Origin of the sequence: uncultured Methylibium sp., assembly GCF_902826655.1 — a bacterium.
In the GTDB taxonomy this organism is placed as follows: Bacteria; Pseudomonadota; Gammaproteobacteria; order Burkholderiales; family Burkholderiaceae_C; genus Methylibium.
In genome coordinates this window covers 108,696-131,017 of record NZ_CADEFR010000005.1, presented here as the reverse complement: position 1 = coordinate 131,017, position 22,322 = coordinate 108,696, and the positions used below count along the sequence as shown (strand labels likewise).

Below are 22,322 nucleotides of genomic sequence, written 5' to 3'. Positions count from 1 at the left end.
AGGTCCGCGTTGCCCGTCGCGATCTCGCTGCTGGCGGTGGTGATGCTGTCGGTGCTGGTGCGCACCTGGCCCACGGTGTCGCGCAGCGAGGCCGTCATCTTCTGCAGACCGTCCATCAGGCTGCCGACCGGACGCGGGCGTTGTTCGATGGCGAGGTTGCCGTTGGCCACCTCCTGCATGACGGCCATGGCTTCGGCCGGCTCGCCGCCGAGCTGGCGCAGCACGCTGCGCGCCACCAGGGCCCCGAGGCCGCCGATCGCCAGCAGCAGCGCGACGCCGAGCAGGGCCTCGCCCATCAGGGCCCGGCGCACCTGGGCGTCGACATCGTCCATGTAGAGGCCGGAGCCGACGAGCCAGTTCCAGCCCTTGAGCTCCATCACGTACTGCAGCTTGGGCACCGGCGTCGTCTGGCCGGGCCGCGGGAACTCGGTCGGCACGAAGGCGCGGCCGTCCGGGCTGGCCTTGAGCTGGTCGACGAGGTCGCGCACCAGCGAGCGGCCCTGGCCGTGCTTGATCGCATCCATCATCGGCTTGCCGGTCCACTCGGCCTTGATCGGGTGCATGACGCCGACGCCATCCATGCCGAACACGTAGAAGTAGTCGGACTTGCCCTCGGGCCCGCCGTAGCGCGAGGCCTTGATCGCTGCGGTCGCGGCCTGCTGTGCAGCCTCGGTGCTCATCGTGCCGGCCAGGGCCTGGGCCTGGTAGCCGGCCGCGATGCTGTAGGCCGACTCGACGGCCGTGCGCAGCGCATCGCGGCGTGCCGACTCGATCTCGTTCTTGGTCCGCACGGCCGACGTGGCGGTCATGACGACCAGGCCGGCGAGCGCGGCGAACACCAATGCCGCGACGCGGCGCTTGAAGGACCAGTGATTCAACATGACGGTGTCGGTAGAGAGAGCAGACGGCAAAGAGAACGGGACGACGGTGTTCAGTGCGCCGCAGCGAGGGCGATGTCGCTCAGCCCCATGTCGGCGGCGCTCAGCAAGGCCTGGATGTCGAGCAGGATCAGCGTGCGCTCGGACAGGCTGGCCAGTCCGGTGATGTAGGCCGCATCGATGGCACAGGCGATGGCCGGCGCCGGCTTGACGGTCTCGGCGGCCAGCTCCAGCACGTCGCTGACCGAGTCGACGACGACGCCGACGGTGCGCTGGCCCAGGTGCAGCACGATCGTGACCGTGAAGCCGTCGATGCCGGCCTCGGCCGCGCCGAAGCGCTGGCGCAGGTCGACCACCGGCACGATCACGCCGCGCAGGTTGATCACGCCCTTCAGGTAGGCCGGTGCATGGGCGATGCGCGTCGGCGCCTCGTAGCTGCGGATCTCCTGCACCTTGAGGATGTCGATGCCGTACTCCTCGGCGCCGAGGCGAAAGCTCAGCACCTCGCGCGGATGTTCGGTCGCGGCGGCGGCGCCGACCAGGGAGGAAGCGTTCATCGTGGACTCCGGGGGACGGGACAGGGACGGGCAGGCGTGCGCCCTTGCGGGCGAAGGCCTGCGCACGGCGAAATTCTGCGAGCCGGCGGCGGCGGCCAAACGACGAAAAGCGCCGTGAATCCGGCCCAGCCCACGTCGCACCAGTCAGCGCGGCGGCCATCCAGCGTCAGCGGGTCGTCAGCGCGCAGCCTTCGGCGTCGCCGAGCATGAACACCGGCGGACGAAGGACTGCGCGCTACAGTGGCTGCCGCGTCGCAGCTTTTCGCCCGCAAACCATGAGCCAGCGTCCCAAGACCGTCGCGCAAGACTCCAGCGCCATGCACATCCTTCTGGCAGAAGACGATCCGGCCCTGGCCGAATCGACGGCCCGCGCGCTGCGCTCGCAGGGCTGGGCCGTCGACCACACGCCACGCGGCGAGCCGGTGCCCGGATCGGTCAAGACCGATCCCTATGACCTGCTGATCCTGGACATCGGCCTGACCGGCATCGACGGCTTCGAGACGCTGCGGCGCGTGCGCGACCAGGGTTCGACGCTGCCGGTGCTGATGCTCACGGCGCGCGATGCCATCGAGGACCGCGTGCGCGGCCTCGAGATGGGCGCCGACGACTACCTGGTCAAGCCCTTCGCGCTGGCCGAGCTGGTGGCGCGCGTCAAGGTGCTGACGCGGCGCCATCAGGCGCGCCAGGGCAGCGTGCTGGCGATGGGCACGCTGCGCATGGACCTCGATGCGCGGCGCGCCTGGATCGGCGATCAGCCGCTGGAGCTGTCGGCGCGCGAGTGGGCGGTGCTCGAGTACCTGCTCGGTCGCGTCGGTCACGTGGTCGGGAAGGAGCAGATCCTCCAGGCCATCAGCGGCTGGGACGATGCACTGTCCGAGAACGCCGTCGAGGTCTACGTGTCGCGGCTGCGGCCGAAGATCGAGCCGGCCGGCCTGCGCATCCGCGCGGTGCGCGGCTTCGGTTACCTGGTCGAAGAGGTGGACGCGGCCGCCGGCGCGGCGAGCTGATGCTGTCCAGCCTCAAGGCCACCCTGATGCTCTGGGTGGCGCTGCTGATCCTGCTGACCGTTCCGCTGCGCGTCTACTTCGACCTGCGCGGCCAGCTGCGCAACACCGACGCGGCCTACGACGTCTCGCTCAGCGACTGGGCGCTCGCGATCGGCAACCTGGTCCATTCGGTCGACGGGCGGGTGCAGTTCGACATGAACGAGCAGACCGAACAGTCGCTGCGCACCACCGCCAGCATCGACACGATCTACTTCGTCGTGCTCGGACCCGACGGCCGGCGCATCGCCGGCGACGCGCCGCTGGCGGAACCGCCGCTGGCCCTGGGGCGCGGCGAGCGCCGCACGCTGACCGCGCAGGTCGGCGGCCGGCCGCTGCGCATGGCCGTGCACGCGGTGCAGTGCGGTCGCCAGCTGTGCCAGGTTCGCGTTGCCGAGACCCTGGGCAAGCGCGACGCCGCGCGGCGTGCCTCGGTGACGCTGACCGTGACGCTCGGCGTGGGCTTCACGCTGCTGTTCGCGCTGGCGATCTGGCTGGCCACGCATGCGGCGCTGCGACCGCTGTTGTCGGTCAACGAGCAGCTGGCGCAGCGCTCGCTCGACGATCTGCGGCCGCTGCGGCGCGGCAAGGTGCCGGTCGAGTTCCGGCCGCTGGTCGATGCGGTCGACCAGCTGCTGCAGCGCGTGGCCGGCGACGCGGCGCGGCAGCGCCACTTCATCGCGGACGCGGCCCACCAGCTGCGCACGCCGCTGACCGCGCTGCGCACCGAGGCCGAGCTGGCGCTGCTCGAGGCCCACCCACCGGCGGTCCACGCGACGCTGCTGCGGCTGCATCGCTCGGCCCAGCGGGTCGCGCGTGTCGCCGATCAGCTGCTGGCACTGGCGCGCAGCGAGGCCAGCAGCCACGACCCCAAGGGCCCGGAGCTCGTCGACCTCAAGTCGATCGCGCAGGATGCCGCGCAGGACTGGGTGCCGCGCGCCCTGGAGCGCGGCGCGGATCTCGGCTTCCAGCTCGACACCGCACCGGTGCGCGGGCGCCGCCACCTGCTGGGCGAGCTGCTGGCCAACCTGATCCACAACGCGCTCGAGTACGGCACCGGCGACGCCGCGCGTCCGGCGCGGATCACGGTGCGCACCGGCCTGCAGATCGACGGCGAGGGCGAGGCCCGCCCGCTGCTGGAGGTCGAGGACAACGGTCCCGGCATCGACGCCACGCGGCGCGAGCAGGTCTTCGAGCGCTTCTACCGCCTGCCCGGGTCCAGCGGCACCGGCAGCGGACTGGGGCTGGCCATCGTGCGCGACATCGCGCAGTCGCACGGCGCCACGGTCAGCCTGCTCGACGTCGACGAGAGCCCGGGGCTGCGCGTGCGCGTGCTGTTCCCGGCGCAGGAACGCTAGCCGAAGCGCGTGGTCATCTGCGACAGCTGCTCGTCCAGCACGGCGAGCATCTCGTCGACGGCCACCGGCTTGGTGAGGTAGCGCGTCGCGCCGGCCCGCAGCGTGGCGGCGATCTGCGCCGGCAGCGCGTCGGCCGAGACGACGACCACCGGGATGTCGGCGGTCAGCGGATCGGCCTGCAGGTGCTGCAGCAGGGCCATGCCGCCGATGTCGGGGAGGTTCATGTCCAGCAGCACCAGGTCGGGCGGCGCGGTGCGCACCGCCGCCAGGCCGTCGAGCCCGGTCGTGGCGACCGTGAACTCCACCTGCGGCCGCAGGTTGAAGATGCCGCGCATCACTTCCACATTGGTTTCGTTGTCCTCGATGTAGAGCACCTGGCGTCGGTGATAGGCCGGATCGTCCGTCGCCGCCGGCAGCTCGGCCGGGGCCAGGTCGCTGGCCTGCGTGTCCAGCGGCAAGCGCAGCGTGAAGGTCGAGCCGACGCCGACCTCGCTGCGCACGTCGAGCGAGCCGTCCTGCCGCTCGGCCAGCAGCTTGGCGATCACGAGGCCGATGCCGGTGCCCTCGGTCGCGCTGCGCTCGCGTCCCAGGCGGTTGAAGGGCTGGAACAGCTGCGACAGCTGCTGGGCGTCGATGCCCATTCCGGTGTCGACCACGTCGAGCTCGAGCACCGGCGTGTCGTCGGCGGCCTTGCCGACGCGTGTCGCCACGCGCACTTCGCCGCCTTCGCGGTTGTACTTGACGGCATTGCTCAGCAGGTTCGTCAGGATCTGCTTGACGCGCGTCACGTCGCCCATCACCTGCAGGGGCGCGTGGTCCGCCATGGCGCGCACCAGCGTCACGCCGCGCGCCTGCGCCTGCGGCTCGACCAGCGCCATCGACGCCGCGATCAGCGGCTCGACCGCCAGCGGCTCGATCTGGAGGTTGAGGGTGCCGGACTCGATGCGCGACAGGTCCAGCACGTCGTTGATCATCTCCAGCAGATGCCAGCCGGCCTGCTGGATCTGCGTGACCCACAGGCGATGGCGCTCGTGCAGCGGCTCGCCGCGGTCGAGGTCGAGCAGCTGCGCGAAGCCGAGCATCGCATTCAGCGGCGTGCGCAGCTCGTGGCTCATGCGCGACAGGAACTCGTCCTTGGCGCGGTTCGCGTTCTCGGCCGACTCGCGCGCGCGCTCGGCCTCCTCGAGGCGCAGGTGCTCGGAGATGTCCTCGACCAGCCCCAGCAGGCGGTGCGGCTCGCCGCGCTCGTCGCGCAGCACGCTGATCGTCACGCTGACCCACAGCGGCTGCCCGGCCTTGGTCATGTAGCGCTTGCGGCGGCGGTACAGCGGCGTGCGGCCGGCGACGAGGTCGCGCTTGAGAATCAGATCGTCGGTGCGGTCATCGCGATGCGTCAGGCTCGTCACCGACAGGCTCAGCAGCTCCTCCTCGGTGTAGCCCAGCATCGCGCAATAGGCGGCGTTGGGTTGCTTGATGCGGCCCTGCAGGTCCGTGTAGACGACGCCGATCGGCACGGCGTTGAAGATGCCGCGGAAGCGTTGCTCGCTGACGCGCAGCGCCTGCTCGGTCAGCTGGCGCTCCGCGATCTCGTGCTCGAGCTGCTCGGTGCGCTCGCCCACCGCGGCCTCGGTGAGTCGTGTCCGGCCGGTCACCAGCAGCAGCAGCACGCCCATCAGGCCGGTGGCCGCCAGCCCGGTGATCGAGAACAGCCAGGTCGTCGCACTGTCGCTGGCCAGCGGGCCGACCACGGTGGCCGGCACGCCGTGCGGTGCCGTCAGGCGCAGCTCCCAGGCGCGGCCGGCGAAGGGCATCGCCACGCGCTCCTGCAAAACGCCGTTGGCCGGTGCCGCCTCGCAGCCCGCGGGGCCGGCGAGGTGCACGGCCGGCTGCGTGCTGCCCTGGGTGTCGACCAGGCAAGCCTCCAGGTAGCTCGGCGCACCGGCCATCAAGGCCCCGAGCGCATCCGCCATGCGCAGCGTCAGGAACACCAGGCCGACCAGCTGGCGCTGCGGGCCGTCGTCGCTGTGGATCGCCCGGTAGACCACGACGCCGGTCTGCTGTCCCGTCTCCTGCGTCAGGCGAAAGCTCGAGGTCGCGACCGGCGCGTCGTCCTGGCGCGCCTGCGCGATCGCCTCGCGGGCGGCGCGGATCGACAGCACATTGACGCCGAGTGCGCTGTCGTTGCCCTTGGCCGGCTCCACGAAACGCATCACCAGCAGTTCGCTGTCGGCCGCCGTCAGGCTGGCGTCGCGCTCGAAGACGCGAAAGCCGCGGTTGCCGCCGTCGCGCACCTGGGCTTCGAAGCCCGCGACCTGCTCGCGGGGCACGCGCTGGTGCCAGCCCAGCGCCTGCACGCTGGGCAGCTTGCGCAGCCAGGGCACGCTGGCGCGGCGGAACTCGTCCGGCTCGACGCTGGACGAGGCGATGAAGATGCCGTGCATCGCGTCGAGGGCGTCGAGGTGGGCCCCGAGCCGCAACTCGACGCCGCGGCTCACGCCGAGCGCGTCGCGCTCGAAACGCGCCGCGCCCCGCTGTGCGTCCCAGCGCGTGACCTGCAGGATCGCCGCGGCCAGCAGCAACGTCGCCAGCGTCAGCGGCAGGGCCACGGTGTTGCGACGCGGGCGCCAGGCGGCGCGCGGGCGGCCGATGAAGCTCAGCATCACCGGGGTCGCGATGACGACGCCCAGCACGTCGCCGCCCCACCAGGTCCACCACGTGTACGGCAGCTGCGCAGGGCCGATGGCACCGGCCAGCCACAGCGCGAGGCTGGCGGTCGTTGCATTGATGGTGCAGGCGAGCATGCCGCCGAGGCCGAAGAGGCGCCCGATCGATGCCGGACTGTCCAGCGTCAGCGGTCCGCGTTCGACGCGCCGCGCCAGCCAGGCACCGACCCCCGCCTGGGCGGCGGCACCGAGCGCGATCACCAGGGCCAGCGGCAGCACGTTCGGCCCGGCGGCGTCCGGCCCGGCGATGACATAGCGCACGGCCTGCACGCCGAGGCTGCCCAGCAGCACCGCCGGCAGGGCGCGCCATCCGAACACCAGCGCCGCGGCGAGCGCGACCCCGGCAGGCGGGAACAGCGGCGAGGCATAGCCCGGGGGGATCGCCAGCTGCAGCGCGGCCGAGCCCGTCAGCGCATAGGCCAGGGCGACGAGCAGCAGCGCACCGGCGGACACGGCGCCCGGCGGCGGAGCGTCGGTGTGGGCAGCGGCAGCGGGTTCAGCCATGTCGCGGTGTCGGCTGTCGAGGAGCCTAACACCGGCCGTCAGCGGCCGATCGATGCTCAGACGTTGAACAGGAAGTGCAGGACGTCGCCGTCCTTGACGATGTAGTCCTTGCCCTCGGCGCGCATCTTGCCGGCCTCCTTGGCCCCCTGTTCGCCCTTGAAGGCGATGAAGTCCTCGTAGGCGATGGTCTGGGCGCGGATGAACCCGCGCTCGAAGTCGCCGTGGATCACGCCGGCCGCCTGCGGCGCGGTGTCGCCGATGTGGATGGTCCAGGCGCGCACTTCCTTCACGCCGGCGGTGAAGTAGGTCTGCAGGCCCAGCAGCGAGAAGGCGGCGCGGATCAGGCGGTTGAGGCCGGGCTCGTCCTGCCCCATCTCCTGCAGGAACATCAGCTTGTCCTCGTCGGCCATGTCGGCGAGCTCGGCCTCGGTCTTGGCGCAGATCGCGACCACCGGTGCCTTCTGCGTCGCTGCGTAGGCGCGCAGGCGCTCGAGGTGCGGGTTGTTCTCGAAGCCGCCTTCGTCGACGTTGCCGACGAACATCGCCGGCTTGGCCGTGATCAGGCACAGCGGCTTGAGGATGACCAGCTCCTCCTTGCTGAAGGCGATGCTGCGCGCCGGCCGGGCCTCGTTCAGCGCGGCCTGGCACTTCTGCAGCACGTCGACGAGTTTCGCGGCCTCCTTGTCGTTGCCCGACCTGGCGGCCTTGATCGAACGCTGCAGCGTCTTGTCGACCGTGGCGAGGTCGGCGAGGCAGAGCTCGGTCTGGATGACCTCGATGTCGGCGATGGGATCGACCTTGCCGGCGACGTGGATCACGTTCTCGTCGTCGAAGCAGCGCACGACGTTGACGATCGCGTCGGTTTCGCGGATGTGGGCGAGGAACTGGTTGCCCAGGCCTTCGCCCTTGCTGGCACCGGCCACCAGGCCGGCGATGTCGACGAACTCGACGATCGCCGGCACCACCTTCTCGGGCTGGACGATCGCCGCCAGTGCCTGCAGCCGCGGATCGGGCAGCTCGACGATGCCGACGTTGGGTTCGATGGTGCAGAAGGGATAGTTCTCGGCCGCGATGCCGGCCTTCGTCAGCGCGTTGAAGAGGGTGGACTTGCCGACATTGGGCAGGCCCACGATGCCGCATTGGAGGCTCATGGCAGGACTTTCGGGGTGGGGCGGGCCGGCAGTGCGGCAGGCGCCGCGAGGGCTCGGAACGGTCGCGATTTTACGGCCGGCCTGTCCCGGCGCGGCTCAGGCCGCGATCCGGGACTCGAGGTCGTCCAGCAGCTCGTCGAGCCGGCGCAGCGCCCGCAGCGCCCGGCCGGCCACCGCCGGGCGCAGGTCGAGCAGGCTGCGCCGTTCGTCGTCGAGCGTGGCCTCGAAGGCCAGGCCATGGCGCGCGAGCTTCGCTGTCAGCTCGCCGCGGCGCGAGCGCAGCTGGGTGCGGGTCGCCTGGTAGGCGTGCTCGGCCATCGCGCGGCGCTGCGAGTAGCTGAAGGGGTTGGTGAAGAAGACGCTGGCATCGCGCTCGTCGGGCTCGAACAGCAGGATGTCGGTGCCCGGGTACAGGCTCTCGTAGTTGCGCATGCCGAGTTCCATGCGCGAACGGATGATGGCGCGGAAGGTCTGGCTCAGCACCTGCGGCAGGCCGCCGTCGACCAGCCGCGAAACCGGTGCGGTGCCGTGTCGGCCATGGCGCCCGTCGGCTGGCGCGCGGTAGGGCACCAGCGGGTTCAGGCAGATCAGCAGATCCAGGCCTTCGTCGAGGAGCACCGACGCGTGCAGCGTCTTGCGCAAAGCGCCGTCTACGTAGCTACGGCCGTCGATCTCGACCGGCGGAAACAGCCCCGGCAGCGCGGCACTCGCCTGCACGGCCAGCGAGATCGGCACGCCGTCGTGACCCGGCAGGCCGAAGGGCGTGGCTTCGCCGCTGTCCAGGTCGACCGCCACCAGCACCAGGCGACGCCGCAGCGCGCGGAAGTCGTTGCTGCGGCCGGGTGCGCTGAACACGCGGCTCAGGTGCTCGTGCACCGTGCGGTTGGAGAACAGTCCAGTCGGCACCGCACGCCCCAGACGGTCGAGCACCATGCCGCGGGTCGCCAGACCGAGCGCGTACGCCACGGTGGCGCCGGCCGCCAGGCCGGGCAGTCGCGCCAGGCGCTTCGCGTACTCGCCCCAGGCCGGGCGCGTCAGCATCGCCGGGTCGAAGACGTCGATCGGCGGGCCTTCGTTCTCGATGAAGGAGCGGCACAGCTCGCGCGGACCGATGCCGTTGGCCAGCCCCGCCGCCACGAAGCCGCCGGCCGAGACGCCGACGTAGCCGTGGCAGTCGACGAAACGCAGGCCTGCGATCGCGTCCTCGAGCGCACAGAGCGCGCCGATCTCGTAGATCGCGCCGAGGGGGCCGCCGCCTGCCAATGCCACGCCGACGCGCGGCGGCGTCACCGCCGCCGCGGAGCGCGTGGAAAGGGGCGCCGCAGCGCCCCTGGAACCCTGCCGGATGGCCAACTCAGGCTGCAGCGCGCTTGCGCGGCGCGGCGCGCTTGGTCGCGGCCTTCACCGGCGCGGCCTTGCTGGCAGCCTTCTTGGCGGCCGGGGCCTTGGACAGCCTGGCCACGCTGGCCTGCAGCGTGTCGATGCGAGCGATCAGGGCCGAGACGTCCTTGCTGGACGGCACGCCCAGCTTGCCCAGCGCCTTGGCGACGCGCTCCTCGAAGATGCTCTCGAGCTTGTCCCACTGCTGGCCGGCCTTGGACTGGACGTCCTCGGACAGCTTGGTCATCTTGCCGCTCACCTCGCCGAACTTCTCTTCGGCGACGGCCTGGGTCTTGCGCTGGATGGACATGCCTTCCTTGACCAGGGCGTCGAAGACCTTGCTGCCTTCGCCCTGGGCCTTGGCGAACGCGCCCAGACCGGCTTGCCAGATCTGCGCGGCGGAGCCCTTGATCGAACCGGCCAGCTCGCTGTCGAACAGCTGGGCCATCGACGGGGCGCCGGCGGAGCTCTTCTTGTCGGCGAGTTTCTGCAGCTTCTTGACCATGGGTGTCTTCCTTCAAAGGGTCGGGTGGCGCTCCCCTGCGAAGCGGCCTTGCGAGCCACTATAGGAGCCGCTTCCTAGAAGCGGCGCCCTAAAAGCTTAGGGTCGTTTCCCTATGTGTGGCGCGACGCGCGCCTCGGGAAAGTACCGAGCAAGGCGCGGCCCTGCGCGGCGGCTGCCTTGGACAAGAATCGAAGCGCTCATCGAGGGAACACAGCAAGGAGAACTGCATGCAGTATTTCGTCACCGGCGCGACCGGCTTCATCGGCAAGCGCCTCGTCAAGACGCTGCTCGGGCGCAAGGGCTCGACCGTGCACTTCCTGCTGCGTCGGGAGAGCGAGGGCAAGCTGCCCGAGTTGCTGGACTACTGGGGCCTGCAGGGCTCCGCCCGGAGCCGTGCAATCCCGGTCTTCGGCGACCTGACCGCCAAGAAGCTCGGCGTCGCCGCCGACGACATCAAGGCGCACAAGGGCAGCATCGATGCGGTCTATCACCTGGCGGCGGTCTACGACCTGTCGGCCGACGAGGAGTCGCAGGTCCAGGTCAACATCGAAGGCACGCGCAACGCGGTCGAGTTCGCGCAGGCCATCGGCGCCGGGCACTTCCACCACGTGTCGTCGATCGCGGCGGCCGGGCTCTACGAGGGCGTGTTCCGCGAGGACATGTTCGACGAGGCCGAGGGCCTGGACCACCCGTACTTCATGACCAAGCACGAGTCCGAGAAGATCGTGCGCAAGGAGTGCAAGCTCCCGTGGACCGTGTTCCGCCCGGCGATGGTGGTCGGCGACTCGACCACCGGCGAGATGGACAAGATCGACGGGCCCTACTACTTCTTCAAGCTGATCCAGCGCATGCGGCAGATCCTGCCGCCGTGGATGCCCAGCGTGGGTCTCGAGGGCGGGCGCATCAACATCGTGCCCGTGGACTTCGTCGTGGCGGCGCTGGACCACATCAGCCACGCGAAGCTCGACCTGAAGGGCAAGTGCTTCCACCTCGTCGACCCCGAGGGCTACCGCGTCGGCGACGTGCTGGACATCTTCAGCAAGGCCGCGCACGCGCCGAAGATGAACCTGTTCATCAACGCGGCGCTGCTGGGCTTCATCCCCAAGAGCGTGAAGAAGGGCCTGATGGCGGTGGCGCCGGTGCGCCGCGTGCGCGCCGCGGTGATGAAGGACCTCGGCCTGCCCGACGACATGTTCACCTTCATCAACTTCCCGACGCGCTACGACTGCCGCGACACGACCGCCGCGCTGAAGGGCAGCGGCATCGCCTGCCCCAACCTCAAGGACTACGCCTGGCGCCTGTGGGACTACTGGGAGCGCCACCTCGACCCCGACCTCTTCATCGACCGTTCGCTCAAGGGCACGGTCGGCGGCAAGGTGGTGCTTGTCACCGGCGGCAGTTCAGGCATCGGCCTGGCGGCGGCGATGAAGTTCGCCGAGGCCGGCGCGATCACCATCATCTGCGCCCGCGACGCCGACAAGCTGGACGAGGCCGTCAAGGAGATCAAGGCCTTTGCGGGCAAGAGCGCCAACGTCCACAGCTACTCGGTCGACATCGCCGACGAGGCCGGCTGCAAGGCCTTCATCGACCAGCTGACGGCCGACCACGGCGGCGTCGACTTCCTGATCAACAACGCCGGGCGCTCGATCCGCCGCGCGATCGAGAACAGCTACGAGCGCTTTCACGACTTCCAGCGGACGATGGACCTCAACTACTTCGGCTGCCTGCGCGTGACCATGGGCGTGTTGCCCGGGATGGTGGCCCGCAAGAAGGGCCATGTCGTCAACATCAGCTCGATCGGCGTGCTGACGAATGCGCCGCGTTTCAGCGCCTACGTCGCCAGCAAGGCCGCGCTGGATGCGTGGACACGTTGCGCGTCGAGCGAGTACGCCGACGTCGGCATCAGCTTCACGACCATCAACATGCCGCTGGTGCGCACGCCGATGATCGCGCCGACCAAGATCTACAACAACGTGCCGACGCTGGCGCCCGAGGAGGCGGCCGACATGATCGCGCAGGCCTGCGTCTACAAGCCGGTGCGCATCGCCACGCGCCTGGGCATCACCGGCCAGGTGCTGCACGCCTTCGCGCCGCGCATCGCGCAGATCGTCATGAACACGAGCTTCCGGATGTTCCCGGACAGCGATGCGGCCAAGGGCGAGAAGGGCGGCAAGCCGCAGCTGTCGGCCGAGGCGGTGGCACTGCAGCAGATGATGCGCGGCATCCATTTCTGACGGAGCGCCGCGGGTACGCGGGCTCCGTCTGCGCGCGTTCGAGCGGACCTGCGGCCGCTCAACGCGCGCGGTGGCCGTGCCCGGCGTCGTGGGCTTCGCCGCGGCAGCGGTTGATCTCGAGCGACACGTGGGCGATGGCCGGCATGCCGTGCAGGCGCTCGCGGTAGAGGTCGGCCGACAGCGGCTGGTCCGCGACCAGCGTCGCCTGTACCGCGAAGCGCGCATCGCCGACACGCCAGAGGTGCAGGTCGGCGACGCGGGCGTCACCGTCCGACTCGAGGCGACCTCGCACCTCGTCGGCCAGCGGATCGTCCATCTCGCGGTCGAGCAGGATCTTCGAGGTCTGGCGCAGCAGGCCGGCCGACCACCAGGCGATCATCGCGGCGCCCAGCAGGCCGACGGCCGGGTCCAGCCAGCCCCAGCCGGCCAGCTTGCCGGCCAGCAGGGCGCCGATCGCCAGCACCGAGGTGGCGGCGTCGGCCAGCACGTGCAGGTAGGCGGCCTTCAGGTTCAGGTCGTCGCCGTGGGCATGCCCGTGCGTGTGATCGTGGTGGTCATGGTCATGGTGGTGCCCCTGCGGCCCCGCATGCAGCAGACGCGCGCAGAGCATGTTGACGACCAGGCCGACCACGGCCACGGCCAGCGACTCGTCGTAGGCGACCGCGCGCGGCGACCACAGTCGCAACGCCGACTCGGCCGCGATACCGATGGCGACCACGCCCAGCAGCACGGCGCTGGTGTAGGCCCCCAGCACCTCGACCTTCCAGGGGCCGAGCGAGAAGCGGGCGTCGCCGGTCCAGCGCCGCGTCAGCCAGTAGCTGACCGCGGCCACGCCGATGGCTGCCGCGTGCGTGCCCATGTGCCAGCCGTCGGCCAGCAGCGCCATCGACTGCCACCACCAGCCGGCGCCGATCTCGACCACCATCATCGCCAGCGTGATCGCGATCACCCAGCGCGTGCGGCGCTCGGCGCGGCTGCGGTCGGCGCCGTAGTCGTGGCGGTGCTGCCAGGGGCTCAGGTCGTGGATGTGCATCGCCGACAGCTTAGCCGTGCGCCGACCACCACGGCAGCACGAAGGCGAAGAAGCCACCGATCATGAACAGCGCGACCGAGGTCAGGTAGACACGCCGGCTCCACGCCCGCGTCCGCAGGCAGGCGGCGCGCCGCGCCGGGTCGACCGGGCAGGGCGCGCGTCGGCCGCGCCACTGCAGCGCACCGGCAGCCAGCAGCATCGCGCCGGCAAAGCCGAACACGGCCGTCTTGTGCTCGCTGAGCCAGACCAGCTGCGGCACGGCTGCGACCAGCGACGACAGGGCCGCGCCGGCCCCCAGCGACACCAGCAGGGCCGGCAGCGCGCAGCAGACCAGCGTGCCGCTGCTGGCGAACAGGGCCGCGAGCGAGCTCCAGACGCCAGTGGCCGGCGCGAGCGGTTCGCTCACTTGCGCGCCTTTGCCGCGGCGCGCAGCTGGTCGACCGACTCGCCGACGGTCTCGACCTTGACCACGTCGTAGCCGGCGTCCTTGACCTCGGCGCGCACCTTGTCGACGTCGAGGGTCTGGCCTTCCTTCGCCTCGACGGCGACGATCTTGTCGCCGAGGTTCACGTAGACCGCGCGCGTCTGCGGCATCGCGCTCAGCTTCTTCTCGATGCCCTGGGCGCAGAAGGCGCAGACCATGCCGTTGACGGTGAGCTTGGTGGTGGTGGCAGCCTGGGCGGACAAGGCCAGCAGGCCGGCGGCGAGGATCAGTGCGTTTCTCATGGTGTCGCTCCTTCTAGAAGATGTACATGAAGTTGAAGCGGGCCTGCTTGTCGGTGTTGACGCCCGCCTCGATGAAGTAGCCCTTGTTGATCAGCCGCAGCATCGGCGTGATCTCGATCTGCTCGGACAGGCCGCGCATGCGCCGCGCCTCGACGATGAACCAGGGCTGGGTCTCCTCGTACTCGACTTCGTGGAACGAGAACCCCGCGCGCACCGCGCCGTAGTCATGCTTGATGCCGTCGGCCCGGTACAGCCGCCCGAAGGCCGCGACATAGACGCGCGTCGTCTCGTAGTCGAGCTGGAAGCCCGGCGCCCACAGCGTGCGGGTGCCGGCGAAGTCGTTGCCGCGGATGCCGCCGACGCCACCGACGAACCAGACGTTGGCCTGCGCATGCGGCAGGTTCCAGCGGGCGACGAGGCGCGTGTAGGTCAGCTCGGCGACGTCGCGCGTCGTGCGCTTGTCGTCGGAGCGCATGAAGAGGCCGCCCGCGCCGACCGCATCGCGCGCGGTGTAGGCGTGGTTGACCCAGGCTTCGCGCCAGTTCGGGCCGAAGTCGCCCATGGCCATCTGGCTGCCCTGGAAGCCCATCGGCGCGGCGCCGGCGACGCCGCAGCCGGCCAGCAGCATCGCCAGGGCGACCAGCCGCTTCACCTGGCGAGCTCCAGGCTGGTCACCGTGTAGGCGCCGCCGATCTTCTCGGCCGTGAAGCGCACCTTGTCGCCGGGCTTGACCTTGGCCAGCAGCGCCGGGTCCTTGACGTTGAAGACCATGCTCATCGGTGGCATGTCGAGGTTCCTGATCTCACCGTGCTTGAGCGTGATCCTGTTCTGTGCGGTGTCGATCTTGCGCACCTCGCCTTCGGTCGGCGTCTGCGCCGGCGCCAGGGTGGCGCCGGTGGCCAGCAGAGCGGCGAGGGCGATGCGGATCGTCTTGACGGTGTTCATCATTGCGTTCACTCCTTGGTCTTGCTCGGCGTCACGACGATCCTGCCGACCATGCCGGCCTGGTAGTGGCCGGCAATGAGGCAGGCAAAGTCGAACTCGCCGGCGCGGTTGAAGGTCCACACGATCTCGCCGCGCCGGCCGGCGGGGACGTGGGCCATGTAGGCTTCGTCGTGCTGCATGTCCGGGAACCTGAGCATCAGCGCGGCGTGCGCGTCGAGCTCCTGCTTCGTGCCGATCACCAGCTCGTGCAGCATGCGGCCGGCGTTGACGAGCGACAGGCGCACGGTCTCGCCCTCGCGCACGTCGATGCGGTCGGGCGTGAAGCGCATGTCGTCGCTCATGCGGATGCGGATCGTGCGCCGCACGGCCTTGGCGTCGCCGGCGATGCCCCAGGGCTTCTGCTCCTTCGCGACTGCGGCGGGCGGCTGGCCGCCGTGAGCGGCGTCGCCGTGGGCCAGCGCGCCCGTGCCGGCGCACAGCATCACCGCCGCCAGCAAGAACTCAATGCCCCGCATGGCCGCCTCCGTGTCCCTTGGGCTTGCGCACCTGCACCTCGACGTCACCGGCGGGCATGTGGCGCGCCGGCATGGCGCCCCCGCCCTCGGCCTTGAAGCGCGCCGGCTCGGCCAGCGCGCCGGTCCACTCGCGAGCGACGCTGCCCGGCGGGTGGCGGAACCAGCCCGGGTCCGAATAGTCGCCCGGCTTCTGCTCGCGCCGCACCTTGAGCATCGTGAACATGCCGCCCATCTCGACCGATCCGAACGGGCCCTCGCCCGTCATCATCGGCGCGGTGTTGTCGGGCAGGGGCATCTGCATCTCCGCCATGTCGGCCATGCCGCGCTCGCCCATCACCATGTAGTCGGGCACCAGGCCGGTGATCTTGCGCGCGACCTCGCGATGATCCACGCCGATCATGGTCGGCACGCCGTGGCCCATCGCGTTCATCGTGTGGTGGCTCTTGTGGCAGTGGAAGGCCCAGTCGCCTTCCTCGTCGGCCAGGAACTCGATCTGGCGCATCTGGCCGACGGCCACGTCGGTCGTCACCTCGTGCCATCGGGCCGACTTCGGCGTCGGCCCGCCGTCGGTGCCGGTGACCTGGAACTCGTGGCCATGCAGGTGGATCGGGTGGTTGGTCATCGTCAGGTTGCCGATGCGGATGCGAACCTTGTCGTTCTTCCTCACGTTGAGCGTGTCGATGCCCGGGAACACGCGGCTGTTCCAGCTCCAGAGATTGAAGTCGAGCATGGTCATGATCTTCGGCGTGTAGGCGCCGGGCTCGATGTCGTAGGCGTTGAGCAGGAAGCAGAAGTCGCGGTCTACCGTGTCGATCAGCGGATGCTTCTGCCGTGGGTGCGTCACCCAGAAGCCCATCATGCCCATCGCCATCTGCACCATCTCGTCGGCATGCGGGTGGTACATGAAGGTTCCGGGTCGGCGCGCGACGAACTCGTAGACGAAGGTCTTGCCGGGCTGGATGGTGGGCTGGTTGAGGCCGCCGACCCCATCCATGCCGTTGGGCAGGCGCTGGCCGTGCCAGTGGATGGTGGTGTGCTCGGGGAGCTTGTTGGTGACGAAGAGCCGGACGCGGTCGCCTTCGACGACCTCGATCGTCGGCCCCGGGCTCTGGCCGTTGTAGCCCCACAGGTGCGCCTTGAAGCCGGGCGCCATCTCGCGCACCACCGGCTCGGCGACGAGGTGGAACTCCTTGACGCCGTTGTTCATGCGCCAGGGCAGGGTCCAGCCGTTGAGCGTGACGACGGGGTTGTAGGGGCGGCCGGTGGCGGGCAGCAGCGGCGGCATCGTGTCGGATGAAGCCTGCGTCACCGGCTCGGGCAGCGCCGCCATGGCGTGCTGGCTGACGGCCGTGGCGCCGAGGGCGCTGCCGGCGGCGAGGAGGGAGCGTCTGGAGAGCATGGGAATGTCCTTCAGTGCCCGGCACCGTCGGCGGCCGCGGCGGGCGCGGATCCGGCCGGCGGCGTGAGCCGTGTCGGCCCGAGGCGGGCCATGTCGAGGTCGGCGCGGGCCAGCCAGAAGTCGCGCAGCGCCTCGATGTAGGCGTTGACGCCGGCGACCTGCGCGCGCGCATCGGCCAGCAGCTCGAACACGCCGATCAGCATGCCGTTGTAGCGCAGCAGGTTCTCGTCGGCGATCTGGCGACGCAGCGGCACGAGTTCGTCGCGATGGTGGCGAGCGATGTCCCAGGCGTGCCGGTAGCCGGCGTAGGCCTCGCGGACTTCGGAGCGGGCGTTCACGGCGGTCTCGGCCGTGCGGTGGACGGCCTGCAGGTACACGCCTTCTGCGCGTGCAAGTCGAGCGTCGCCCGTGTCGAACAGCGGGAGTTCCACACCGATCTCCCAGCCGGTCTGGCGTGGCGCCTCGTTCGAGCTGTTGTGCTGGACGCCGAGCTCGAGCACGTTGATGAAGCGCGTCGCCTTCGTCAGGCCCAGGTTCGCAGCGGTCTGCTCGGCCGCGAGCCGGGCAGCCCGCACGTCCAGCCGGCGGGTGATCGCGTCGCGTTCGACGTCGGGCAGATCGTCGGGGGTGGCCGGCAGGTCCGGCAGGCGGTCCGGCAGCGTGAACCGGGTCTGCGGCCCCCACAGTCCCATCAGGCGGGTGAGACGCTCGCGAGCCGAGATGCGCTCGCGTTCCGCGCGCGCGACATTCAGCGCTGCATCGGCCAGGAAGCCCTGCTCGCGCAAGCGCTGCAGCTTGCTGAAGTTGCCGACCTCGGCCATGCGGCGGGCCAGTTCCGCGCCGGCGTCGGCGGCCTCCTGGACCTGACGGCGGTAGCGCACCGTCTCCTCGGCGGCGACCGCCTGGACCTGCGCCTTGCGCGCGTCCGCGGCGAGGCTCAGCACCTGCAGCAGGGCCGCCTGCTGCGCCCGTTCGACGCGGCGAGCCTCCAGGCGGCCGACGATCGGCGCCGCCAGCAGCCGGGCCAGGTCGAGATGGAGGCCGCGCTCGATCTCGACCTCGTCGCCGCGGCGCAGGCGGCCGAAGCTGAAGCCGGGGTTGGGCAGGCGCAGCGCCTGCACGCGCTCGGCCTCGGTGATGCCGAGCTGCTCGAAGGCGGCCTGCAGTCCGCGGTTGTTCAGCAGTGCGATCTGCACGGCGGCATCGGGGCCGATCGGCTGGGCCAGCAGCTCGGCCACGCGGGCGTCTGACGCGGCGCGCTGGTCGGCGTCGCGTGTCCAGCGGATGGGCTGGCCGACGTGCTCCTGTGCCGCCTGCGCGACCGGACCGAAGGCGGCGTCGTGATCGACGCTCGCGCAGCCCGCCAGCATCAGCGTCGACAGGGTGGCAGCCAGCGAGCGGCGCATGGGGGTCGTGTGCATGGTGAGGCCCCGTCAGTGCGCGTGACCGCGGCCGGCGGGGGCCGATGCCGGTGGCGCGGCGGGCTGCGCCTCGCGCGCATACGTCCGCCATCCGCCGATACGCCCGACGGTCTCGTTGGCGCGTTGCCACGGCGCGGGCGCCGCGTCGGCGTGGCGGCGGTAGCCGTCGAACGCGGAGCGATGCACGACCGGCGGCACGGGCGCCTGCGCCGTCGCAGGGTCGCCGGCCCCGGTCGAGGGCGGCGCCGCGGGCGGGTCGGCAGCGACCGGCAAGGCGGTCGCGAGGCAGAGGGCCGGCAGCAGCCGGCGCCATGAGGCAGGGATCATCGGACAAGCTCGCAATGGACGCATCGGGGCCCGGCCGCGTGGCGGCCGGGAACGGATCGTTGCGGCGGGCGCGACGGGGCGCGCTGCGTCGCTAGGCGAGGCGGGTTCGGGGCGGGCGGTCCAGGCCGCCGGGCATGTGGCGCCCGGTGTCTCGCGCCGGCCCCACGCGGGGCGGGGCGGCGGGCAGGTCGTCAGCGGCAAAGGTCCATGCCGACGGCAGGACGATCGCACCGTGGCACCAGTCGCAGGCCTGGCAGACGCTGCCGGCGACATCGTCGCCGGCCACGTCGTGGCAAGGCATCTGACCAGCCGACGCCGTGACCGCCGGGGCAACGTCGTCCGTGGGCAAGCCCATGGACGCCACCGCCCAGCTGCGCAAGGGAAGCAGGGCCAGCATCAGCCAGAGGATCCAGGTGGCGCGGCGCATGGTGGCAGTGTAGGCCGGTGTCCGACGCTGCATCGCGCGAAGAAGTTCCCGGACACGCGCCACGGGAGCGATCCAAGACCTAGGGCGAACCCTAGAATTCGGCCCCGACGCCCCTCGACTTCCGGAGCCCGCGCATGACCTCTCCTGCCGCCGTCCCGCCCGACGCCCTGGCCACCATCGCACCGCGCGACAAGGCGGAGATCCTGGCTCAGGCGCTGCCCTACATCCGCAAGTTCCACGGCAAGACCCTGGTCATCAAGTACGGCGGCAACGCGATGACCGACCCGGCGCTGCAGCAGGACTTTGCCGAGGACGTGGTGCTGCTCAAGCTGGTGGGCATGAACCCGATCGTCGTGCACGGCGGTGGCCCGCAGATCGACGATGCGCTGGCGCGCGTCGGCAAGAAGGGCACCTTCATCCAGGGCATGCGCGTCACCGACGAGGAGACGATGGAAGTCGTCGAGTGGGTGCTGGGCGGCCAGGTGCAGCAGGACATCGTCGGCCTGATCAACGCCGCCGGCGGCAAGGCCGTGGGCCTGACCGGTCGCGACGGAGGGCTCATCCGCGCGCAGAAGCTGAAGATGGTCGACAAGGACGACCCGACCGTGGAGCACGACGTCGGCCAGGTCGGCGAGATCACCACGATCGACCCGGCCGTGGTGCAGGCGCTGCAGGACGACCAGTTCATCCCGGTCGTCAGCCCCATCGGCTTCGGCGAGCGCAACGAGAGCTACAACATCAACGCCGACATGGTGGCGAGCAAGCTCGCGACCGTGCTGAAGGCCGAGAAGCTGCTGCTGCTGACCAACACGCCGGGCGTGCTGGACAAGGCCGGCAAGCTGCTGACCAACCTGAGCGCGCGCGAGATCGACGAGCTGTTTGCCGATGGCACGATCAGCGGCGGCATGCTGCCCAAGATCGCCGGCGCGCTCGACGCCGCCAAGAGCGGCGTCAACGCGGTGCACATCATCGACGGCCGCGTGCCGCATGCGATGCTGCTCGAGATCCTGAGCGATCAGGCCTACGGGACGATGATCCGGTCGCATTGAGGACCCGCGGCGTGGCCGAAGCGAGGTTGGCCCGCCGCCGGGCCGCCCCAAGGCGGGCCGCGCCCCCTCGGGGGGCAGTGCAGCCGCGCAGCGGCAAGCGTGGGGGCTCCATGACGTGGTTGTTCGATCTGGACAACACGCTCCACGACGCGTCGCACGCCGCCTACGGCCTGCTCGACGCGGCGATGAACGACTACATCGAGCGCGAACTGAAGGTCGCGCCGGACCTGGCCGACCACCTGCGGCGCGACTACTGGCGGCGCTATGGCGCCACGCTGCTGGGGCTGGAGCGCCATCACGGCATCCGGGCGGCCCACTTCCTGGAAGAGACCCACCGGCTGCCGGGCCTCGAGGGGCAGCTGCGCAGCCACGCGCACGACCGCGCGGCACTGCGCCGGCTGCCGGGCCGCAAGATCCTGCTGACCAATGCACCGGCCCGCTACGCCCGGCGGGTGCTGACTGCGCTGGACCTGGCGGGGGACTTCGAGGCCATCGTGAGCATCGAGGACATGCGCATGTTCGGCGCACTGCGACCCAAGCCCGATGCGCGCATGTTCCGCGCGGTGCTGGCGCGACTCAAGCTGCAGCCGAGGCAATGCGTGCTCGTCGAGGACACGCTCGCGCACCAGCGCGCGGCCCATGCCGTGGGCCTGCGCAACGTATGGATGCAGCGTTATCTGTGGCGCAATGCGCATGGACCCGAAGTAGGTGCGCGCTTGCGTCGAAAGCCCGCCTATGTGTGTGCAAGAATCCGCTCGCTACAGAAGTTACGCAGCCTCTTTCCGCCGCACCGCGCGCATGTCTGACACGCCCCCTCCCGAGCCGCTGGATCCCGCCGACGACGTACCCGCCGCCGCGGCGGCGCCCGTGCGCAAGCGCCCCAAGCCGGGCGAGCGTCGCATCCAGATCCTGCAGACGCTGGCGTCCATGCTCGAGCAGCCTGGGGCCGAGCGCATCACGACCGCTGCGCTCGCTGCCAAGCTCGACGTCAGCGAAGCCGCGCTCTACCGTCACTTCGCCAGCAAGGCGCAGATGTTCGAGGCGCTGATCGAGTTCATCGAGAGCAGCGTCTTCACGCTGGTCAACCAGATCGTCGAGCGCGACACCGATCCGCGCATGCAGCTGCACAAGATGCTGACCGTGCTGCTGCAGTTCGGCGAGAAGAATCCGGGCATGTCCCGCGTGATGGCGGGCGATGCGCTGGTGTTCGAGAACGAGCGCCTGACAGCGCGGATGAACCAGTTCTTCGACCGCTACGAGTCGCAGCTGCGGCAGAGCCTGCGTGCGCAGGCCGACGCGGCCGGCTCGCAGACGCCCACCGTCGATGCGCAGGCGCGCGCCTCGGTGCTGACGAGCTTCGTGCTCGGTCGGCTGCAGCGCTATGCGCGCTCGGGCTTCAAGCGCGTGCCGAGCGAGCACCTCGACGCGGCGCTGCGCCAGCTCGTCGACTGACGTCGTGGACGGCGCGGCCGAGCTGGCGCTGGCCGGCGAGCGGCTGCAACTGCTGCCCGGCCGGGCCATCCTGCTGCCGCGACACGCCACGTTGCTGGTCGCCGACGCGCATGTCGGCAAGGCGGTGTCGTTCCGCCGGCTCGGCGTGCCGGTGCCGCGAGGCACCACCACGGCGAACCTGCAGGCGCTGTCCGACTTGCTGCGGCAGACGGCGGCGAGGCGCATCGTCTTCCTGGGTGACTTCCTGCACTCGGCGCGCGCCCGTTCGGCCTCGACTCTCGGCGCGCTGGCGCGCTGGCGCGAGCGGCACGACGACATCGAGCTGTGCCTGGTGCGAGGCAATCACGATGCGCAGGCCGGCGATCCGCCGACGGTGCTGCGCATCGACGTGGTCGACGAGCCCTTGCGCCTGGGCGGCTTGGCGCTCGCGCACCATCCGCAACCGGTGGCCGGCGCCTACGTGCTGGCCGGCCATTGGCATCCGTGCGCGAGCTTCGGCGGTCGGGCAAACGACCGGCTGCGCCTGCCCTGCTTCTGGTTCGGGGACCCCGAACGTCGAGCGGTCGGCATCCTTCCCGCCTTCGGCGACTTCACCGGCATGCACCCGATCGCACGTGGCGAAGGTGATCGCGTCTGGGTCGTTGCCGAGGACCGGGTGGTCGCTCTGCCCTGAGCCGCGGCTGCTTCTAAACTGT

Annotated in this window: 23 protein-coding genes; 7 read left to right on the top strand and 16 right to left on the bottom strand. The window is 70.6% G+C overall.

Annotation, left to right across the window (positions count from 1 at the left end):
• Both QZV97_RS04430 and QZV97_RS04425 read right to left on the bottom strand, forming a co-directional pair.
• Positions 1–881: methyl-accepting chemotaxis protein (locus QZV97_RS04430; RefSeq protein WP_295639041.1), on the bottom strand; the 881-nt coding region annotated here is incomplete at its 3' end.
• Positions 882–931: 50 nt separating this feature from the next.
• Complete coding sequence (locus QZV97_RS04425) at positions 932–1,435, bottom strand: chemotaxis protein CheW (RefSeq protein ID WP_295639038.1); 504 nt, start codon at positions 1,433–1,435, stop codon at positions 932–934.
• A 275-nt stretch (positions 1,436–1,710) separates the two neighbouring features.
• Between QZV97_RS04425 and QZV97_RS04420 the strand changes: the two genes are divergently transcribed.
• Entirely contained in the window at positions 1,711–2,442 is a 732-nt protein-coding gene (locus QZV97_RS04420; RefSeq protein ID WP_295639035.1) for a response regulator transcription factor, read from the top strand.
• Positions 2,442–3,836 carry a sensor histidine kinase gene (locus tag QZV97_RS04415; protein ID WP_295639032.1) on the top strand — a complete coding sequence of 465 codons (1,395 nt, stop codon included), beginning with the start codon at positions 2,442–2,444 and terminating at the stop codon, positions 3,834–3,836. The genes QZV97_RS04420 and QZV97_RS04415 overlap by 1 nt, the downstream gene beginning before the upstream one ends.
• On the opposite strand, the gene QZV97_RS04410 is transcribed toward QZV97_RS04415, so the two are convergent.
• The 4 genes from QZV97_RS04410 to QZV97_RS04395 form a co-directional block, all read right to left on the bottom strand.
• On the bottom strand, positions 3,833–7,063 hold the full coding sequence (locus tag QZV97_RS04410) for a CHASE domain-containing protein (RefSeq protein ID WP_295639029.1): 3,231 nt from the start codon (positions 7,061–7,063) through the stop codon (positions 3,833–3,835). The genes QZV97_RS04415 and QZV97_RS04410 overlap by 4 nt on opposite strands.
• A 56-nt stretch (positions 7,064–7,119) precedes the next feature.
• On the bottom strand, positions 7,120–8,214 hold the full coding sequence (gene ychF / locus QZV97_RS04405) for a redox-regulated ATPase YchF (protein ID WP_295639025.1): 1,095 nt from the start codon (positions 8,212–8,214) through the stop codon (positions 7,120–7,122).
• A 96-nt stretch (positions 8,215–8,310) separates the two neighbouring features.
• On the bottom strand, positions 8,311–9,504 hold the full coding sequence (locus QZV97_RS04400; RefSeq protein ID WP_295639022.1) for a patatin-like phospholipase family protein: 1,194 nt from the start codon (positions 9,502–9,504) through the stop codon (positions 8,311–8,313).
• Between the two features lie 64 nt (positions 9,505–9,568).
• Positions 9,569–10,099, bottom strand: coding sequence for a phasin family protein (locus QZV97_RS04395; protein WP_295639020.1), 531 nt, complete (start codon positions 10,097–10,099; stop codon positions 9,569–9,571).
• A gap of 227 nt (positions 10,100–10,326) precedes the next feature.
• On the opposite strand from QZV97_RS04395, the gene QZV97_RS04390 reads away from it, so the two are divergent.
• Positions 10,327–12,333: an SDR family oxidoreductase gene (locus QZV97_RS04390; RefSeq protein ID WP_295639017.1), complete on the top strand. Its 2,007-nt coding sequence runs from the start codon at positions 10,327–10,329 to the stop codon at positions 12,331–12,333.
• Between the two features lie 58 nt (positions 12,334–12,391).
• Here QZV97_RS04390 and dmeF read toward each other — a convergent pair whose 3' ends face one another.
• The 10 genes from dmeF to QZV97_RS04340 all read right to left on the bottom strand — a co-directional run bounded on the left by dmeF (position 12,392) and on the right by QZV97_RS04340 (position 19,126).
• On the bottom strand, positions 12,392–13,366 hold the full coding sequence (dmeF, locus tag QZV97_RS04385; protein WP_295639014.1) for a CDF family Co(II)/Ni(II) efflux transporter DmeF: 975 nt from the start codon (positions 13,364–13,366) through the stop codon (positions 12,392–12,394).
• Between the two features lie 10 nt (positions 13,367–13,376).
• On the bottom strand, positions 13,377–13,772 hold the full coding sequence (locus tag QZV97_RS04380) for a hypothetical protein (protein ID WP_295639011.1): 396 nt from the start codon (positions 13,770–13,772) through the stop codon (positions 13,377–13,379).
• Complete coding sequence (locus QZV97_RS04375) at positions 13,769–14,092, bottom strand: heavy metal-associated domain-containing protein (protein WP_295639007.1); 324 nt, start codon at positions 14,090–14,092, stop codon at positions 13,769–13,771. The genes QZV97_RS04380 and QZV97_RS04375 overlap by 4 nt, the downstream gene beginning before the upstream one ends.
• Before the next feature lie 13 nt (positions 14,093–14,105).
• The gene (locus QZV97_RS04370) at positions 14,106–14,744 is read right to left on the bottom strand and encodes a hypothetical protein (protein ID WP_295639004.1); all 639 of its coding nucleotides are present in this window, start codon (positions 14,742–14,744) and stop codon (positions 14,106–14,108) included.
• Complete coding sequence (locus QZV97_RS04365; RefSeq protein WP_295639001.1) at positions 14,741–15,040, bottom strand: copper-binding protein; 300 nt, start codon at positions 15,038–15,040, stop codon at positions 14,741–14,743. The genes QZV97_RS04370 and QZV97_RS04365 overlap by 4 nt, the downstream gene beginning before the upstream one ends.
• A 5-nt stretch (positions 15,041–15,045) precedes the next feature.
• Positions 15,046–15,552, bottom strand: coding sequence for a cupredoxin family protein (locus tag QZV97_RS04360; protein ID WP_295638998.1), 507 nt, complete (start codon positions 15,550–15,552; stop codon positions 15,046–15,048).
• On the bottom strand, positions 15,539–16,951 hold the full coding sequence (locus QZV97_RS04355; protein WP_295638994.1) for a copper oxidase: 1,413 nt from the start codon (positions 16,949–16,951) through the stop codon (positions 15,539–15,541). The genes QZV97_RS04360 and QZV97_RS04355 overlap by 14 nt, the downstream gene beginning before the upstream one ends.
• Positions 16,952–16,962: 11 nt before the next feature.
• Entirely contained in the window at positions 16,963–18,372 is a 1,410-nt protein-coding gene (locus tag QZV97_RS04350) for a TolC family protein (RefSeq protein ID WP_295638991.1), read from the bottom strand.
• Positions 18,373–18,384: 12 nt separating this feature from the next.
• Positions 18,385–18,699, bottom strand: coding sequence for a hypothetical protein (locus tag QZV97_RS04345; protein ID WP_295638988.1), 315 nt, complete (start codon positions 18,697–18,699; stop codon positions 18,385–18,387).
• Positions 18,700–18,790: 91 nt separating this feature from the next.
• Positions 18,791–19,126: a hypothetical protein gene (locus QZV97_RS04340; protein WP_295638985.1), complete on the bottom strand. Its 336-nt coding sequence runs from the start codon at positions 19,124–19,126 to the stop codon at positions 18,791–18,793.
• Between the two features lie 134 nt (positions 19,127–19,260).
• Here QZV97_RS04340 and argB point away from each other — a divergent pair, with 134 nt between their 5' ends.
• From argB to pdeM, 4 genes are all read left to right on the top strand, one after another.
• Complete coding sequence (gene argB / locus QZV97_RS04335) at positions 19,261–20,175, top strand: acetylglutamate kinase (protein WP_295638982.1); 915 nt, start codon at positions 19,261–19,263, stop codon at positions 20,173–20,175.
• Between the two features lie 110 nt (positions 20,176–20,285).
• The gene (locus QZV97_RS04330; RefSeq protein ID WP_295638979.1) at positions 20,286–20,981 is read left to right on the top strand and encodes a pyrimidine 5'-nucleotidase; all 696 of its coding nucleotides are present in this window, start codon (positions 20,286–20,288) and stop codon (positions 20,979–20,981) included.
• A complete protein-coding gene (gene slmA / locus QZV97_RS04325; protein WP_295638976.1) occupies positions 20,974–21,627 on the top strand; it encodes a nucleoid occlusion factor SlmA in 654 nt (217 codons plus the stop codon). The genes QZV97_RS04330 and slmA overlap by 8 nt, the downstream gene beginning before the upstream one ends.
• Before the next feature lie 4 nt (positions 21,628–21,631).
• Positions 21,632–22,300, top strand: coding sequence for a ligase-associated DNA damage response endonuclease PdeM (pdeM, locus tag QZV97_RS04320; RefSeq protein WP_295638974.1), 669 nt, complete (start codon positions 21,632–21,634; stop codon positions 22,298–22,300).
• The last annotated feature ends 22 nt before the right edge of the window (positions 22,301–22,322 follow it).